This window comes from Nocardia aurantia (assembly GCF_009604425.1).
Taxonomy (GTDB): Bacteria; Actinomycetota; Actinomycetes; order Mycobacteriales; family Mycobacteriaceae; genus Nocardia; species Nocardia aurantia.
In genome coordinates, this window is the sequence record NZ_WEGI01000025.1 from 1 (window position 1) to 16,999 (window position 16,999).

The following is a 16,999-nucleotide window of genomic DNA, read 5'->3' on the forward strand; positions in this document are numbered from 1 at the left end:
GGGTGGGGGTGGGTGGGCCGCGGCGGCAGGCGGTGGTCGCCCGGTTGTTGATGGATCGGCGGGCGGTGGTGGCGGCGGACGTGCTCGCCGATGCCGTGTGGGACGGGGCGCCGCCGGAGGCGGGGAACGCGAATCTGCATGTGCTGGTGTCGAAGTTGCGGCGGGCGCTGGGTGAGGCGGGGGCGGGGCGGGGTGAGGTGTTGCGGACGGTGCCGCCGGGGTATGTGCTCGCTGTCGGCGAGAATGCTTGTGACATCGGGCGTTTCGAGGCTTTTCGGCGGGCCGGGGTGGAGGCGGCGGCTGCTGGGGCGCACGAGCGGGCGGCGGAGGCGTTCGCTGCCGCGCTGGCGCAGTGGCGAGGTGAGGCGTTCGCCAGTGTGCGGGGTATCGGGTGGTTCGACGAGCGGGCGCGGGTGCTGGGTGACTCGCGCGGCGAGACTCGTTCGGCGCTGGTGGACGCGCGGCTGGCGGTGGGGCGGTGGGGCGAGGTGGTGCCCGATCTGCTCGAGCTGTTACAGGATGATCCGTATGCCGAACGGCATTGGGCGCGGCTGATTCTGGCGCAGGCGGCGAGCGGGCGGACCGCGGCGGCGCTGGACAGCTGCCGGCGGATGCGGGAGGCGTTCGCGGTGGAGTTGGGGGTCGAGCCGGGGGCCGCGCTGGTCGAGTTGGAGCGGCGGGTGCGGGCGGGGACCGTGAGCCCGGGGGCGGTGCCCGGGTTGCGTACCACCATCGGGACGGGGTCCGCGCAGGCGCGGCGGGGGCGGGTGCGGCGGCTGCCGGACGGGGCGGTGTTCCCGGTGGGGCGGCGGGGGCTGCGGATCGGGCGGGCGCCGGACAACGATCTGGTGCTGGGCAGCGAGGATGTCAGCCGGTATCACGCCGAGATCCTGTTCTCGCGGGTCGGGCCGGTGATCCGGGATCGTGGCTCGCTCAACCTGACCCGGGTGCGCGGCGGCGATCTGCCGCGTGGTGCGACGGAATTGCTCGGGCACGGCGACGAGATCGAGATCTGCGGCGCCACTTTTGTTTTCGAGGTGGATCCGCCCGGCCGCTGATCACTCGCGCAGGACGGCCTCGAAGGCGATGCGGTCGCCGCGATAGAGGGATCGGACCCGCTCGAGCGGGGCGCCGGTGCTGTCGGTGGTGTGCCGGTGCAGCAACAGCATCGGCAGGGCGGTGGTGCATTCCAGCAGCGCGGCCTCGCGGGGGGTGGCGAGGACGGTCTCGAGACGTTCGGTGGCCGCGGCGAAGGTCACGCCGGCGGCCTGGATCGCCGCGTACAGGGAGGTGGTGGGGTCGTAATCGGCACGCAGGCCACCGAATCGGTCCAGGCGCAGGAAGGTGCTCTCCAGGCCGATCCGCTCACCGTCGGCGAGCAGGATCCGTTCCAGGTGCATGACGGGGCTGCCGGGGGCGAGACCGAGGGCGGCGGCGGTGTCGGCGTCGGCGGGGACATCGTCCCAGGACACCAGCAGCCGGCCGGGAATCCGGCCGTGGCTCAGCGCGCCCTCGGTGTAGGAGCTCAGCGACAGTGGTTGCAGCATCTTCGGGCGGGACACCACCGTGCCCCGGCCCTGGCGGCGAATCCGGCCCGCCACCAACAGTTCTCGCAGCGCCTGCCGGACCGTCTCGCGGGCCACCTCGAAGCGGGCGGCGAGATCTCGTTCGGAGGGAACGGGATCGCCCTCGGCCAGTTCGCCGAGGATGGCCTCGATCTCCGTGCGCACCCGGTACGTCTTGGGCACCCGGTGCCCGGTGTCGGCCACCTGCATCGCGTCCATGCGAGACAGCCTACCAATTATTGGTCTATACCAATTATTTACCCGCCGTTTCCTCGGGCCACACTCAACGGTCTAGACCATTGCCCATGATTCGAGGCATGCGTTTGGTAGTCATCGGAGGTGGCATTCTCGGGACCGCGCACGCCCTGGCCGCGATCCGCCGCGGGCACGAGGTCGTCCAGTTGGAGCGCGAGGTGGAGGCCCGTGGCGCCACGGTCCGCAACTTCGGCCTGGTCTGGGTGTCCGGCCGCAGTAGCGGCGAGCTCGAGCTCACGCTGCGCTCACGGCAGCTGTGGGAGGAGATCGGCGGGCAGGTGCCCGGCGTCGGCTTCCGGGCGAGCGGCTCGATCACGGTGGTGCGCACCGATGCCGAACTCGCGGTGGCCGAAGCGGCCGCCGCCGCGGCGGATGCCGAGGACCGCGGCTTCGAACTGCTCGACGCCGATCGCGTCCGCGCGCTGAATCCCGCACTGCGCGGCAAATACCTTGCCGGACTGCACTGTTCGGCCGACGCCGCGGTGGAGTCGCGGCAGGCGCTGCCCGCGCTGCGCGCCTATCTGACCGGCACCGGCCGCTACACCTTCCATTCGGGCGCCGAGGCGCGCGCGGCCGGCGGCGGCACCGTCACCGACGACCACGGCCGCCGCTTCGTCGCCGATCTGGTGCTGCTGTGCCCCGGCGCCGCGCACGGCGGACTCACTCGCGAACTGGTCGGCGAGCTCCCGGTGCGCCGGGTGCGGTTGCAGATGATGCAGACCGCGCCGCTGGGCGAGGCGCTGCCCACCGCCGTCGCCGACGGCGACAGCTTCCGCTACTACCCCGCCTTCGCCGGTCCGGCGCTGGACCACCTGAATCGCGAAGAGGCGCAACCGTTCACCGCGGCCCGGCACCGGATGCAGTTGCTGTGCGTGCAGCGGCTGCACGGCGGCCTCACCCTGGGCGACACCCACGAATACGACGAACCGTTCGCCTTCGACGTGGACGAGGCGCCGTACGAACATCTCACCGCCGTCGCCGAGGAACTGCTCGGCCGCAAACTTCCGCCGGTGGTGCGGCGCTGGGCCGGGGTCTACAGCCAGAGCACCGATCCCGGCGCCCTGGTCACCCGCGCCCGCGCCGACGACCACACCTGGGTGATCACCGGCCCGGGTGGCCGCGGCATGACCCTCGGCCCCGCACTCGGCGAGGAAACCGCCGACCTGCTCGGATTGTGAAGGGAGAACCGTTGTCCGAGAAACAGATCGAGCTCGCGGTACTGGATATGGCCGGTACCACGATCGCCGACGACGGGCTGGTGCTGCGCGCCTTCGCGGCCGCCGCCACCGCGGCGGGCATCCCCGCGACCGGGCCCGAACGCGAGGCCGCCGACCGCTACGTGACCGACACGATGGGCCAGTCGAAGATCACGGTGTTCCGCGACCTGCTCGGCGACGAGGACCGGGCGCAGCGGGCCAACCACGCCTTCGAGACCGCCTACGAGGAGTTCGCCGCCACCGCCCGCCCGATTCCCGGTGCGGCGGAGGCGATCACACGCCTGCGCGCGGCCGGGGTCAGGGTGGCGTTCACCACCGGATTCAGCCCGCGCACCCGGGACCGGCTCCTGGACGCGGTCGGCTGGCGGGACCTGGCCGACCTGGCGCTGTCCCCGGCCGATGCCGGCCGCGGCCGCCCGTACCCCGACCTGGTGCTGACCGCGGTACTCCGGTTGCGGATCGATGCGATGGATCGCGTTGCCGTCCTGGGCGACACGGCCAGCGACATCGGCACCGGCCTCGCCGCCGGCGCCCGCATCGTCGCGGGCGCCCGTACCGGCGCGCACACCGAGCAGCAGTTGCTGGCGGCCGGCGCGACGCATGTGGTGCCCTCGGTCGTCGAATTCGCCGAGCTGGTGCTCGCCTGAACCTCCGGAATGCCCCCCGTCCCTACCACTCACATTCCGCACCACACGAAAGTTGTAGTCATCGTGCGCATTTCGACCCAACGCCTGGTACGCACCGCCCTGATCCTGGCCTCGGCGACGGCGGTCGCGGTGTCCGCCGCGGCCTGCGGCGGCACCGGCTCGAGCTCCGGCGGCGACAAGACCGTCACCGTCTACTCGGCCGACGGCCTGGGTGACTGGTACAAGGCACAGTTCGCGAAATTCAAGGACCGGACCGGCATTTCGGTGAACGAGGTGGAGGCCGGCTCCGGCGAGGTGGTCAACCGGGTGGACAAGGAGCAGTCCAACCCGCAGGCCGACGTCGTCGTCACCCTGCCGCCGTTCATCCAGAAGGCCGCCAAATCCGGTCTGCTGCAGGACAGCGGCGTGGACACCGGCGTCGTCGCCGACTCCGACAAGGACCCCGGCGACAAGTACGTGAACCTCGCGGGGAACTATCTCTGCTTCATCGCCAACCCGCGAGTCGCCAACTCCGACAAGCTGTCCTGGGACGACCTGCTGAAGCCCGAGTACAAGGGCAAGCTGCAGTACTCCACCCCGGGCCAGGCCGGCGACGGCACCGCGGTGCTGGTGCTGTTGCAGCAGCTGTACGGCAAGCAGGGCGCGCTGGACTACCTGGCCAAGTTGCAGGCCAACAACGTCGGCCCGTCCTCGTCGACCGGCAAGTTGCAGCCGAAGGTCGACAACGGTGAACTGCTGGTCGCCAACGGCGATGTGCAGATGAACGTCCAGCAGATCAAGGACAAGAGCGCGAAGTTCAACGTGTTCTTCCCGGCCACCGCCGACGGCAAGCGCTCGACCGTGGCCCTGCCGTACGTGATGGGCATGGCCAAGGGCGCGCCGCACAAGGACGCGGCGAAGAAGCTGATGGAGTACCTGCTGTCGGCCGACGCGCAGCAGACCCTCGGCCCGGACGCGGTCGCCGTGGCGGTCCGCAAGGATCTGAAGGACGCCCCGGCCCCGGCGGGCACGCTCTCGCCGGCGGCCTACCTGAAGGACGTCACGGTGATCAACCCGGACTGGACGAAGGTTCTCACCGATCTCGACGGCGACGTCGCCGCATATCAGAAGGCCACCGGTAGCTGATCGAAAGATACAGGAGCGCAACCATGTCCACGCCGAGGGCAGTCTCCACCGCGACCGGCTCCGCGACCGCGGCAGCCGCCTCCGACGACACACCCGCGATCGTGTTCGACCGGGTCGGCGTCAGCTACGGCCGGGGCCGCAAGGCCACGGTCGCGCTGACCGAGTTCTCCCTGCGCGTCGCGGCCGGGGAAACGGTTGCGCTCCTGGGCCCCAGCGGATCCGGCAAGTCGACCGCACTGCGGGCGCTCGCCGGATTCGTCCGTCCCACCGCCGGCCGCGTGCGGCTGGCCGGCCGCGACGTCACCGACCGCTCCCCCGCCGAGCGCGGCATCGGGGTGGTGGTGCAGTCGTACGCGCTGTTCCCGCACATGCGGGTGCACGACAACGTGGCCTTCGGGCTGCGCTCACATCGGGTGCCGCGCAAGGAGATCGACGCTCGCGTCACCGAGGCCCTGGACATGGTCGGGATGACCGGCTACGCCCGCCGGCTGCCGCGGGAACTGTCCGGCGGGCAACAGCAGCGGGTCGCGATCGCCCGCGCCCTCGCCATCCGCCCCCGGGTGCTGCTGCTCGACGAACCGCTGGCGGCCCTGGACGCCCAACTGCGGCAGAATATGCTCACCGAGCTACAGCAGTTGCGGAAGGCGTTGCCGGACACCGCGATGCTGTACGTCACCCACGATCAGGCCGAGGCGCTGGCGCTGGCCGACCGGATCGCCGTGATGCGCGACGCCCGCCTGGTCGACATCGACACCGCCGAGAACCTGTGGCGCCGCCCGCCCAGCTCGTTCACCGCCGCCTTCCTCGGAGGCGCGAATCTGCTGCCGGGCCTGGTGAAACACGTCTCCGGCACGGCCGCCTTCGTGACCGTCGGTGAGCTCACCCTGCGCGCCGAGGCGCCGAAACCCGGTGTCGGCCAACTGGATTGGAAACCCGACGACGACGGCCTGCTCTGCGTCCGTCCGCACACCGTCCGCCTCTGCCCGCTCGGTGAACAGGAAGCGTTGCGCGCCACGGTGATCTCCGGTGTCTGGCGCGGCGCGACCACCCGGCTGCTGCTCGACGTCGACGGCCTTCCCGTCGACCTCACCGCCGACCTGCCCGGACAGGTAGACACGACCCCGGGCACCGTCGTCGGCGTCCGCCTCCCCGATCCGGCGGGTGTCCTCATCCCCGCCGCTGTGGGGAGCGAGTCGTGAGGCCCGGTGCGATCTTTCCGGCGACCCGTCGCACTGGCTCGGGCGCACACGGCACCGGCACCGCCGACGAACCGACCCCACGCCTTTGTGCCGCGCTCACTCGTCGAGACCCCCATTACGTCGACGAAACCGGTTGCAGCCAGCGCGGTTTCGTCTCGCACGGTCCGCTCACGACCCGGCCGCGGTCCCCTCGCGGCCGGTACTCGCCGAGCCCGGGCCAGGTGGCGTCGTCCGATGCCACCCAATCCGCGGCCGCGCACCCGGCCTATGAGGGAGGCCGGGTGCCGGCCGCAGACCCGGCCGCCGAAGGCTGTTCGTATCGATGCGGCGATAGGAGTGATCGAGCGCTGTGGACCGGTGGGCGACCGACCGTCGTTCGCGTCGGCGGCGCCCGGATGCCGAGTAGCTCCGCGTTCGGCGTCCGGTCGCGGCGACCGGCGGGGCGAGCCGCGGCCGGTGGCCTCGGGGGGTGGCGATGAGTGTATCCACGGTGCTGGAACCCGATTCCGGCGAGGACGACACGAACAACGTTGCGCCACGGCGTGGTTGGCGGACCGTGGCGTGGGCGCTGCCACCGCTGCTCGTGGTACTGGTGATCGCCGTGTATCCGATCGTGCGGGTGCTGACCGAATCGACGGTGACGCCGGACGGGCGGGGTACGGCGGTCTGGTCGCAGGTGCTCGGTTCGCGGTCGTTCCGGGACGCGTTGTGGCACACCGTGTCCATCGCGGCGTGCTCGACGGCCGGGTGCCTGGTGCTGGGCACGTTCCTGGCGGTGGTCCTCGCGTTCGTCCCGTTTCCCGGGTCGGCGCTGATCGGGCGGCTGATCGACACCGTGCTGACGCTGCCGTCCTTCCTGATCACGCTGGCGTTCACCTTCCTCTACGGCACCGCCGGCGCGGTGAACGCGCTGCTGGCGAAGGTCGGCGGAAGCCACTCCCCCGCAGTGCATTTCCTCACGACGCCGACCGGGGTGGTGCTGGCCGAGATCACCTACTTCACGCCGTTCGTGGTGCGTCCGCTGCTGGCGGCGTTCGCGCAGTTGCCGCGTGAGCAACTGGATGTGGCCGCGAGCCTGGGCGCGTCACCGTGGCGGGTGCTGCGGCAGGTGGTGCTGCCGGAGGCGTGGCCCGCGCTGGCGGCGGGCGGCAGCCTGGTATTGCTGTTGACGCTCAACGAATTCGGCATCGTGCTGTTCACCGGCGCCAAGGGGGTGATCACGCTGCCGGCGCTGATCTACACCCGGGGCATCGTCACCTTCGACCTGCCCGGCGCGGCGGTGCTGGCGTCGGTGCAGGTGGTCCTGTCGCTGACCCTCTATGTCGGATATCGAGTCCTGTTCGCGTGGTTCACCGGAACCCGCCGGGCACAGGAGGTCTGATCATGCTGGTGTGGACGGGGCGCGGCCGGGCGGTGGTCCTGGCGGTGTTCGCGCTCTTCGTGCTCGTGGTGTTCGCGGCGCCGGTCGCCACCGTGGTGGCCGCCGCCCTCGCGGGCCGATGGACCGGGCCGTTGCCTTCCCGGCTGGGACTGGCCAACTTTCGCCACGCGCTGTCGGGCGAGGAGGCCGCGAGCCTGTCGGTGAGCCTCCAGACCGCGTTGCTCGCCGGAGCGGTGGCGCTGGTCCTCGGCACCTGGGCCGCGATCGGCGCGCGCGAGACGCCGAAGTGGTTCCGGCGCTGCACCGACGCGGTGTTCCACCTGCCGGTGGCGGTGCCGTCGGTGGCGATCGGCCTCGGTGTGCTGATCGTGTTCAATCGGCAGCCGATCCTGTTGGGCGGCACCAAATGGATCGTGATCGTGGCGCACACCGTCCTGGTGCTGGCCTATTCGTACAGCGGGGTGTCGGCCGCGCTGGACCGGCTGGATCCGGCGTACCGGCAGGCCGCCGAATCGCTGGGCGCGGGCCCGGTCCGGGTGCTGACCCGGATCACGTTGCCGCTGTTGCTGCCCGCGCTGGGCGCGGCGGCGGGGCTGGCGATCGCGCTGTCGATGGGCGAACTCGGCGCCACCGTGATGGTGTACCCGGCGACCTGGAAGACGTTGCCGGTCACCATTTTCAGCGCCACCGATCGCGGCGACGTGTTCGACGCCGCCGCCGACACCACGGTCCTGGTCGCGGTCACCCTGGTGGCGCTGCTGGTACTGGGCCGCATCCGCGGCCGCGCGGCCCTGCGCTGAGCGACCGGCCGCCACCCCACGAAAGCAATCACCGCGCGGCAACCACCCGGTTCACTTCGCGCGGTTGAACTCTCGCCGCGGATCCACCCCGGCGCGCTGCCAGGCCTCGGCCGCCCACTTCACGTACAGCGTGCCGATCGGCAGCCGGTTGAAGACCGGATTCAGGAAGCGCATTCCGGCGGCGAAGCGCTGGAAACGCTTCTCCCGCTTGTCGTCCCAGTCCAGGTCGCACACGGCGCGCATCTGCGGCGGCAACGTGCCGACGACCACGTGCCGGAGGAAGGCGTTCAGCGGCGCGGACGCCACGGTCCAGACCGGCTGCGGGATCCGCCGCGGCCGGGGCAGGCCCTGGCGCAGGTAGCCGGTGCCGTAGCGGACCGAGCGGGTCGGCACGAACCGGTCCAGCATCGCGTCCCAGTAGGCGAGGAACTCCTCGTAGGTCTGCGGTTCGCCGCGGTTGCTGACGCCGTAGAGCCGGTACCAGGCCTTGCCCTCCTCGAAGATCTGCACCTTCTCGGCGTAGGACAGCCGGCGGATGAACGTGTCGGTGGTGTAGATGACCTGGTCCACGAAAGTGGCGTGGCCCCAGTAGAACAGCTCCGGATTCAGGGCGTGGTAGCGCGACCCGTCGCTGTCGATGGTGCCCTTGATGTCGCGATGGAAGTCGCGCACTCGATGGCCCCACTCGTAGGGCTTGTCGGAGTACACCGTCTGCATGATCGCCTTGGCGCTGCGCCGGGCGCGGCCGAGGGTGTCGGTGAACACCACGGAGTGGTCCTCGACCGCCTTGCCGAGCTGTTCGATGCAGTTCTCGGTGCCGGCGACCCGCTGGAATCCGAGCGTGCCGCGCACGTCGCCGTAGAACTTCCACACCAGCGTCCGCGGTCCCAGCGGCGAATCACCGGACGGCGATTCGCCGTCGACCGGCATCGGCACGGCCTCCCGAATTCCGGCGTCGAACTGGGTCGCGTCGAATACCGCCATGCCCTGCACCCCTCGATGGAAGAATGTAACCAACTTTCTATCAGTGTTACAGCGCCTCGTTCCGGGGCGCAAGTCGAGCGCGCCTCAGACGTCCGTCCAGCGCAGTGCCTGTACGGGACAGCTGTCCACCGCCAGACGCACGTCCTCCTCCGCGGTCGCGGGCACCTCGCGCGCCACCGTCGCCCGCCCGTCGTCGTCCAGGGTGACCAGGTCCGGGATCAGCGACAGGCACATCGCATGGCCCTCGCACACCTCGCGATCGGCGATCAGCCGCATATTTGCTCCTTGTCCGTGAAGTGGACTGCCGCGACGTCCGGTCAGCGCCGCGCGAGCCCGGCCGCGGCGTCGACGCACAGCTGGGCGGCGGTGTCCAGCAGCACCTCCGGCGTTACCGCCAGACTGCCGCCGAGGTAGGCGGAGACGTTCTCGGCCAGGCCGCCGACCAGCATGCTCGTGGCGGCGATCAGGTACGGCCGCAGCGCGGGATCGGCCAGCCCGGCCAGTTCCACCATCTGATCGGCCAGCACCTCGGCGAATCCGCGCAACACCGTGTCGCGCAACTGCTGCAGATCCTCACGCGAACCGGCCTCGCGGAAGGTGCGCGCCTTGCGCGGATCGGCGGCGAGCACGTCGAACATCGCGGTCGCCGCCGCCTTGCAGCGACCCCGCAGCTCCGGCGGCTCGACGGTCAGCGCGGTCATGATCACGCCCGTGACCTCCACGAGCAGTTCGTCGACGACGGCGCGCCGCACCTCGTCGAGGTTGGCGAAGCTCTCGTAGAAGTACCGCTCGGTGAGCCCGGCCGCCCCGCAGACGGCCGTCATGGTCAGTGCCGACATGCCGTCGCGGCCGATGACGTCCAGTCCGGCGTCCAGAATCCGCGCACGCCGGTCGGCTCTGCGCTGGTCGGCGCTCAGGCCACCGTAGTTCCGTGTCGCTCGTGCCATGCCCCCATCTTGACAGACAATCCTGTCAGATCTACTTTTTCGACAGAGCTCACTGTCAGATGGGACGGTGACGAACGCGCATCGGCGTCGGCTGCGCCCCTGGGGTATTCGGGCGGCCACGCCGGCCGACCACGAATCAGGAGGCCCGGCCGTGAACGCCTCGACCTGGAAGAACGCCGCCCGGCTCGCCCGCCACGGCGCCGCCGCGCTGACCAGCCGCTATCCCTCGGCGCCGCGCTCGCTGGCCGATCCGCCGGCCGGTAGCGGACTGCTCCCGGTACCGGGCGACGGCGGGGTCCCCTATGTGGGGGCCAGTCTGCAACTGCTCGACGATCCGCTGGGGTTCTTCCGCGGCCGCGAACGCCGCTACGGCCCGTTGTTCTGGTGCCGGGCCCTGGGCCGCGAGGTCGCGGTGGTCGGCGATCCGGCCGGCATGGAACAGGTACTGCTCGACCGCGAGAAGGTGTTCTCCGCCAAGGGCGGCTGGGACTTCCTGATCGGCGCCTTCTTCGACGGCGGAATCCTGTTGCGCGACTTCGAGGAACACCTGCACCATCGCCGGATCATGCAGCAGGCCTTCACCCGGCCCCGGCTGATCGGCTATCTCGACCTCATCAATCCCGCGGTGACGCAACGACTCTCGACGTGGCAGCCGGGCGAGGACTTCACCCTCTTCGACGCCACCAAGAAGATGCTGCTGGAGACCGCCACCGAGGTGTTCGTCGGCGCCGACCTCGCTCCGGGACAGGCCGACCGGCTCGAGCGCGCCTTCATCGACGCGGTCCGCGGCGGCCAGGCCCTGGTCCGGGCGCCGCTGCCCGGCGGGGTGTGGGCCCGCGGCCTGCGCGGCCGCCGGGTCCTGCGGGAGTTCTTCCGGGAACAGTTGCCCCGCAAGCGCTCCGGTGACGGCGCGGACCTGTTCAGCGTGCTGTGCCACAGCGCCAGCGCCGAGGGACACACCTTCACCGACGCCGACATCGTCGACCACATGATCTTCGTGCTGATGGCCGCGCACGACACCAGCACCATCGCGCTGTCCATGCTGGCCTATCACCTGGCCCGGGATCCGCAGTGGCAGGACCGGTTGCGCGCCGAATCGCAGGCGCTGGGCGTCGAGCATCTCAGCTACCCGGATCTGGACCGGCTGCCGAGTCTGGATCTGGCGTTCAAGGAAACCCTGCGGATGTACTCCCCGGTCAGCCAGCAGATGCGGGAGGCGTTGCGCGACACCGAGATCAACGGGCACTACATACCCGCGGGCACGCTGGTGGCGGCCTCCTCGTATCCGATGATGCGCCGTTCCGGGCCCTGGCCGGACCCCGACCGCTGGGATCCGACCCGGTTCGAGGCCGACGCCGCGTCGCGGCATCGCTTCGCCTGGGCGCCCTTCGGCGGCGGCGCGCACAAGTGCATCGGCCTCTACTTCGGCGGTATGACGGTGAAATCCGTACTGCACCAGATGCTGCTGCGCTACCGGTGGACCGTGCCCGACGGGTACGAGGTGCCGCTGGAGATCGCCACCGGACCGGCCCCCGCCGACGGCCTGCCGGTGCGCCTGGAACGCCTGCCCGCCCCGGCCGACCTGCCGGTCGGCTGACCCGGCCCGGCCGGAAAACAGTGGGAGACATGATGACCAGTACCTCCGCCCCGGTCGAGTCGGCGAACGCCGCCACGCCGCCGGGCTCGATCACCCCCGATCTGTTGCGCCGGCTGCGGGAACACCTCCCGCAGTCGGACGAACTCCGCAGCGCCACCGCGCCGTTCACCGGCGAGACCCTGCCCCCGCTGCCCCGCACCACCACGACCGGTCTGGCGGACACCGTCGCCGCGGCCCGTGCCGCGCAACCGGAGTGGGCGGCGCGCCCGGTGCGCGAGCGGGAGCGCATCGTGCTCCGCTTCGCCGCGCGATTGCTCGAACAGCAGGACCTGCTCTGCGATCTCATGCAATGGGAGACCGGCAAGGCACGCGTGCACGCCGCCGTCGAGGCGCAGGGCGTCGTGTCGGTGGCCCGCTACTACGGCTACCGCGCCCACCACCATCTCGCCGAGAAGGCCGCGCGCAGTGTGCTGCCCGGCGTGGTCACCACCCGGGTCGGCTACCGCCCCAAGGGCGTGGTCGGCGTCATCGCGCCCTGGAACTATCCGCTGTTCCTGGCCGTCGGCGATGTGATCCCGGCGCTGCTGGCCGGCAACGCGGTGATCAGCAAGGCCGACTCGCAGGCCCCCTGGACCCTGCTCGCCGCCCGCGAGCTGGCCGCCGGAGCCGGTGTGCCGCCGGATATCTGGCGGATCGTCGCCGGGCCCGGCAGTGCGATCGGCCCGGCGCTGATCGAGGCGGTCGACTACCTGTGCTTCACCGGCTCGACCGCCACCGGCCGCGACATCGCCCGCCGCTGTGCCGACCGGCTGATCGGCGCCTCGCTGGAACTCGGCGGCAAGAACGCGATGATCGTCTGCGCCGACGCCGATCTCGCGGCCGCCGCCCGCGGCGCGGTGCAGGCGTGCTTCGCCAGCGCGGGCCAGATGTGCATCGGCATCGAGCGAATCTACGTGCACGAGAGTGTCTTCGACCGATTCGTCACCGAACTCGCCGAGCGCACCCGCCGGATGCGGCTCGGCAGCGGATACGGCTGGGACATCGACATGGGTTCCCTGACCACCGCGGCGCAACTCGATACCACCGTCGCGCACATCCACGACGCCGTCGACCACGGGGCCACCATCGCCGCGGGCGGCAAACCGCGCCCCGATCTCGGCCCGTACTTCCACGAGCCCACGGTCCTCACCGACGTCACCGGCGAGATGAAGGTCTGCGCCGAGGAGACCTTCGGCCCGGTCGTATCGGTGTACCCGGTCGCCTCCGAGGAGGCCGCGATCACCGCCGCCAACACCGGCGAATACGGCCTGAGCGCCAGCGTCTGGACCCGAGATGTGAAGCGCGGCACCGATATCGCCTGCCGCATCGTCGCCGGTGCGGTGAACGTGAACGACGGATACCTGTCGGCGATCGCCTCGGTCGACGCTCCCATGGGCGGCATGCGCACCAGCGGCCTCGGCCGCCGCCACGGTCGCGAGGGCATCATCCGCTACACCGAACCGCAAACCGTCGCCGCCCAGCGCTTCCCCACCCCGACCCCGGACACCCTGCGCGACACCTTCTTCGGCGGCTACGCCCGAGTCCAGCGCCTGGTGTCCACCCTCCGGCCGAAACCGTGAACACCCCGAGCCCGGCCATCGGCCGCTCGCGGGCCGAGTGCCCGCCCGGCGAGCGGAGCTACTCCGGTCGCGACCGTCCGGCGCCGGAACCCGCGTTCCCGTCGCACGGGAAACATGAAGCAGCGCTGCTGGTCTCGGTCCCGCACTCATCGCGTTGCCGGGAAGGACAATAGATGACCACCGTTTCCACCGCACTCGCGCGGCGGCGCACCGATGCGGCCGCGTTCGGTGTGCTGCTGCGCGCGGGCATGCTGTCGCTGCCACCGAAAGCGGCACTGATCAGCGCGAAATCGGTGCGCCGGCTCGGACCGCTGGGCGGGCTGCCCGCCGGATGCGCCGCGGCCTTCGGCGACCGGATCGCGTTCCGGGACGATCGCGGGACGCTCACCTATCGCGAATTCGGTAGCCGCACCGAGCGTTTCGCACGACTGTTCACCACCGTGCCGGCCGGTGACGGCAGGCAGCCCGGGATCGGCATCCTGTGCCGCAATCACGCCGATGCGGTGGTCGCGTTGTGCGCGGCGGGTGCGGTAGGCGCGCGAGTGGTGCTGCTGAACTCCGATTTCGGCCGCCGCCAGATCGACGAGGTGGCGGCGCGGGAGCGGCTCGACGCCATCGTGTACGACGACGACTTCGAGTCCGCTCTCGCGGGGTTCGACGGAATCACCTGGTGTGCCTGGCATTCCGGGCCCGAACCGGACAACGCGCTGGCGCGGGCGGCGGCCGCCTTCCCGGCCGGGCCGCTGCCGAGCCCGCGACGGCCCGGCATCGTGGTGATCCTCACCAGTGGTTCCAGCGGCACCCCGAAGGGCGCCCCGCGCGAATCTCCCAACCCGCTGTTGCTCCCCGCGGGGCTGCTGTCACGCATCCCGTTGCGCCGCAACGATCGGATCCTGTTGTCTGCGCCGGTCTTCCACGGCTGGGGGCTGATCGTCACCACGATCGCGTTGCTGCTCGGCGCGGAGGTGGTGTTGCAGCGGCGGTTCGACGCCGGGCGCGCCCTCGACGAACTGTCGGCGCGGCGGTGCACCGCCTTCGTCGCGGTGCCGACGATGCTGCGCCGGGTGCTCGCGCTCGGGGATCGGCTCGCCGCAGCGGATCTCGGCGCGTTGCGGATCGTGGGCAGTGGCGGGGCGCGGCTGGATCCGGAGGTGGTCCGGCAGATCTTCGAGGCGTTCGGGCCGGTGCTGCACAACCTGTACGGCTCCACCGAGGCCTCCTACATCAGCATCGCCACCCCCGCGGATCTGCTGCGCGCGCCCGATTGCGCGGGACGGCCCGCGCTCGGCATCGCGGTCCGCATCGTGACCGACGACGGCCGGCCGGTGCCGCCGAACACCAACGGCCGCATCCTGGTTCGCACCTCCGGTCAGGTCACCGAGTACACCGACGGCAGCAGCCGGGCGATGGTCGACGGCTTCCTGGACACCGGGGACCGCGGTCATCTGGACGAGCGCGGCCGTCTCTACGTGACGGGCCGCTCGGACGGCATGATCGTCTCCGGTGGCGAGAACGTCTTCCCGGAGGAGGTCGAGCTCGTCCTGCAACGACACCCCGGCGTCGCCGACGCGGTCGTGGTGCCGGTCGCCGACGCCGACTTCGGGCAGCGGTTGCGCGCCTATCTGGTCGCGGCCGGCAACGACACGGGCACAGACGATCTCGACATCGCCGAGGTCCGTGCCCGACTGAGCGCGGAACTGCCGCGCTCCCGGATGCCGCGCGACATCATCGTGGTGACCGAACTACCCCGCGGCGCCTCCGGAAAAGTGTTGCGCCGCACGCTGGAAGAACTCGAGAGGAGCCATCCGTGACCCGTTTCGTCATCGCCGGGAAGGTGGCCGTCGTCACCGGCGGCGCCCGTGGCATCGGCCGCGCGATCGCCGCCGCCCTGCTGGCCCAGGGCGCGCAGGTCGCGATCGGCGACATCGACACCGTGACGGTGAAGACCACCGCCGGCGATCTCGGTATCCTCGGCGACACCATGGATGTCACCGACCCCGCCTCGGTCGCGAACTTCCTCGAACTGGTGCGGCGCGAGCTGGGCCCGGTCGATCTCTGGATCAACAACGCCGGCATCATGCCGATCGGACCGGTGCTGGAGCAGTCCGACGCGCTGATCCGCCGCACCGTGGACATCAACGTCCACGGCGTCATCAACGGCAGCCGGGCCGCCGCGCGCGCGATGGCCGGCCGCGGCGGCCGCATCGTGAACATCGCTTCCATCGCCGGGCGCATCCCGGCGCCGGGCATGGCGCTGTACAACGCCACGAAGTTCGCGGTGGTCGGTTTCACCGAGGCGCTGGACGCCGAGCTGGCCGATCAGGACATCCGGGTGTCGGCGGTGCTGCCCTCGTTCACCGCCACCGAACTCATCAGCGGGATCAGCATCAATCGGCTCAGCAAACCGGTGGCACCCGAGCAGATCGCGGACGCGGTCGTGTCGGTGCTCGCGAACGGCCGCCGCCAGGCGGTGATTCCGGGCAGCCTCGCACCCAGCGCCGCGATGTGGGCGATGCTGCCGCGGCCGGTGAGCCGATTCCTGCGCCGCATCGCCGGTTTCGAGGAGGCCTTCCTGCACAGCGACGGCACCCGTGCCGCCTACGACGCGCGCATCGCGGGCGAGTGACCGCAGCGCGGCCGCGGATCACTTCAGCCGTTCCGCGGCCTCGGTGACGAGGGCGACCGAGTCGCGGGGGCTCAACGCCATCGCGCGCAGCTGATCGAACATGACACCGAAGCGGCGCACGCCGTCGCGGCCCTCGATGATGTCGTCGCCCGCGGCGCCCTCGATGTACACCAGTTCCGGATCCACCGGGTCCTGGAAGTCGAGCACCACGAACGAGCCGATCATCGCCGGATGCGCGCCCGCCTCGAACGGCAGCACCTGCAGGATCACGTTCCGCTTCTCGGATTCGTCGATCAGCCGCAGCAGTTGTTCCCGCATCACGTCGGGGCCGCCGACCACGCGGCGAATCGCGGCCTCGTCCAGCACGACCCACAATTCCAGCGGCCGGTCCTGCCGGGTCAATACCTTGGCCCGCTCGAACCGGGCCCGCAGCCGCTGCTCGATCACGGAACTCTCCGCTTTCGGCATGGTGGTGTCCAATACCGCCCACGCGTACCTCTCGGTCTGCAAAAGACCGGGGATATAGGACATTTCGAACAGGCGCGCGGACAAGGCCGCATTCTCGAAGTTGATGAACGCCGCGTAGACATCCGAGACGGCGGCTTCGAACGGCCGCGACATGCCCGGCTTCTGCGCCTCCTGCAGCAATTGCAGGGCATCCGCGCGACGCTCGTCGTCGACCTCGTACAGGTCCAGCATCGCCATCAACGTGCGCCGTTGCGGGCGAGCCTGCGCGGTCTCGATGCGGTACAACGTCGTCACGTTGATGCCGCTACGGGCGCTGACCTCCTCTTTGCTGACCCCGGCCTGCTCCCGCAGCTCCGTCAGCAGCCCGGCCAACCGCCGCAACTGCACGGTGAGCACGGTGCGTTTCCCTGCCATCGATACACTGACCTCCAGCCGTACCCCAGCTACCCGATGCATTTCCTAGAACGCATTTTTGCGTTCTAGCCCTTGTGTTCTTGCATCTGCAAGTAGCATCATGCATACCAAGCCTAGTTCTGAAACACCGATCCCATGACCGGTATAGCTGAATC

The 16,999-nt window shown here is 70.6% G+C and carries 16 protein-coding genes; 11 read left to right on the top strand and 5 right to left on the bottom strand.

Annotated elements, in window-relative coordinates; translation table 11 throughout:
* The coding region (locus NRB56_RS37240) for a BTAD domain-containing putative transcriptional regulator (protein WP_153349087.1) at window positions 1-1,058 on the top strand (1,058 nt) is incomplete at its 5' end.
* On the opposite strand, the gene NRB56_RS37245 is transcribed toward NRB56_RS37240, so the two are convergent.
* The gene (locus tag NRB56_RS37245; RefSeq protein WP_153349088.1) at window positions 1,059-1,784 is read right to left on the bottom strand and encodes a GntR family transcriptional regulator; all 726 of its coding nucleotides are present in this window, start codon (window positions 1,782-1,784) and stop codon (window positions 1,059-1,061) included.
* A 98-nt stretch (window positions 1,785-1,882) separates the two neighbouring features.
* Here NRB56_RS37245 and NRB56_RS37250 point away from each other — a divergent pair, with 98 nt between their 5' ends.
* From NRB56_RS37250 to NRB56_RS37275, 6 genes are all read left to right on the top strand, one after another.
* Complete coding sequence (locus tag NRB56_RS37250) at window positions 1,883-2,998, top strand: TIGR03364 family FAD-dependent oxidoreductase (protein ID WP_153349089.1); 1,116 nt, start codon at window positions 1,883-1,885, stop codon at window positions 2,996-2,998.
* Between the two features lie 11 nt (window positions 2,999-3,009).
* A complete protein-coding gene (locus NRB56_RS37255; protein ID WP_153349090.1) occupies window positions 3,010-3,684 on the top strand; it encodes a phosphonatase-like hydrolase in 675 nt (224 codons plus the stop codon).
* 69 nt (window positions 3,685-3,753) lie between these two features.
* Window positions 3,754-4,809 carry a 2-aminoethylphosphonate ABC transporter substrate-binding protein gene (locus tag NRB56_RS37260; RefSeq protein WP_406603579.1) on the top strand — a complete coding sequence of 352 codons (1,056 nt, stop codon included), beginning with the start codon at window positions 3,754-3,756 and terminating at the stop codon, window positions 4,807-4,809.
* A gap of 23 nt (window positions 4,810-4,832) precedes the next feature.
* Complete coding sequence (locus NRB56_RS37265; RefSeq protein ID WP_153349091.1) at window positions 4,833-6,008, top strand: ABC transporter ATP-binding protein; 1,176 nt, start codon at window positions 4,833-4,835, stop codon at window positions 6,006-6,008.
* Window positions 6,009-6,483: 475 nt separating this feature from the next.
* Complete coding sequence (locus tag NRB56_RS37270) at window positions 6,484-7,389, top strand: 2-aminoethylphosphonate ABC transporter permease subunit (RefSeq protein WP_153349092.1); 906 nt, start codon at window positions 6,484-6,486, stop codon at window positions 7,387-7,389.
* A 2-nt stretch (window positions 7,390-7,391) separates the two neighbouring features.
* Entirely contained in the window at window positions 7,392-8,189 is a 798-nt protein-coding gene (locus NRB56_RS37275; RefSeq protein WP_153349093.1) for an ABC transporter permease, read from the top strand.
* A 51-nt stretch (window positions 8,190-8,240) separates the two neighbouring features.
* On the opposite strand, the gene NRB56_RS37280 is transcribed toward NRB56_RS37275, so the two are convergent.
* The 3 genes from NRB56_RS37280 to NRB56_RS37290 form a co-directional block, all read right to left on the bottom strand.
* Window positions 8,241-9,173 (bottom strand): oxygenase MpaB family protein, encoded by a 933-nt coding sequence (locus tag NRB56_RS37280; RefSeq protein WP_153349094.1) that lies wholly within the window; start codon window positions 9,171-9,173, stop codon window positions 8,241-8,243.
* 84 nt (window positions 9,174-9,257) lie between these two features.
* Entirely contained in the window at window positions 9,258-9,449 is a 192-nt protein-coding gene (locus tag NRB56_RS37285) for a ferredoxin (RefSeq protein WP_153349095.1), read from the bottom strand.
* Between the two features lie 41 nt (window positions 9,450-9,490).
* A complete protein-coding gene (locus tag NRB56_RS37290) occupies window positions 9,491-10,120 on the bottom strand; it encodes a TetR/AcrR family transcriptional regulator (RefSeq protein ID WP_153349096.1) in 630 nt (209 codons plus the stop codon).
* 151 nt (window positions 10,121-10,271) lie between these two features.
* Here NRB56_RS37290 and NRB56_RS37295 point away from each other — a divergent pair, with 151 nt between their 5' ends.
* From NRB56_RS37295 to NRB56_RS37310, 4 genes are all read left to right on the top strand, one after another.
* A complete protein-coding gene (locus NRB56_RS37295) occupies window positions 10,272-11,717 on the top strand; it encodes a cytochrome P450 (RefSeq protein ID WP_319944087.1) in 1,446 nt (481 codons plus the stop codon).
* A 29-nt stretch (window positions 11,718-11,746) separates the two neighbouring features.
* The gene (locus NRB56_RS37300; RefSeq protein WP_227838667.1) at window positions 11,747-13,336 is read left to right on the top strand and encodes a succinic semialdehyde dehydrogenase; all 1,590 of its coding nucleotides are present in this window, start codon (window positions 11,747-11,749) and stop codon (window positions 13,334-13,336) included.
* 173 nt (window positions 13,337-13,509) lie between these two features.
* Window positions 13,510-15,147, top strand: coding sequence for an AMP-binding protein (locus NRB56_RS37305; RefSeq protein ID WP_153349098.1), 1,638 nt, complete (start codon window positions 13,510-13,512; stop codon window positions 15,145-15,147).
* Complete coding sequence (locus NRB56_RS37310) at window positions 15,144-15,962, top strand: SDR family NAD(P)-dependent oxidoreductase (RefSeq protein WP_319944088.1); 819 nt, start codon at window positions 15,144-15,146, stop codon at window positions 15,960-15,962. The genes NRB56_RS37305 and NRB56_RS37310 overlap by 4 nt, the downstream gene beginning before the upstream one ends.
* A gap of 18 nt (window positions 15,963-15,980) precedes the next feature.
* Here NRB56_RS37310 and NRB56_RS37315 read toward each other — a convergent pair whose 3' ends face one another.
* Complete coding sequence (locus tag NRB56_RS37315) at window positions 15,981-16,844, bottom strand: helix-turn-helix domain-containing protein (protein ID WP_153349099.1); 864 nt, start codon at window positions 16,842-16,844, stop codon at window positions 15,981-15,983.
* Window positions 16,845-16,999 lie beyond the last annotated feature (155 nt).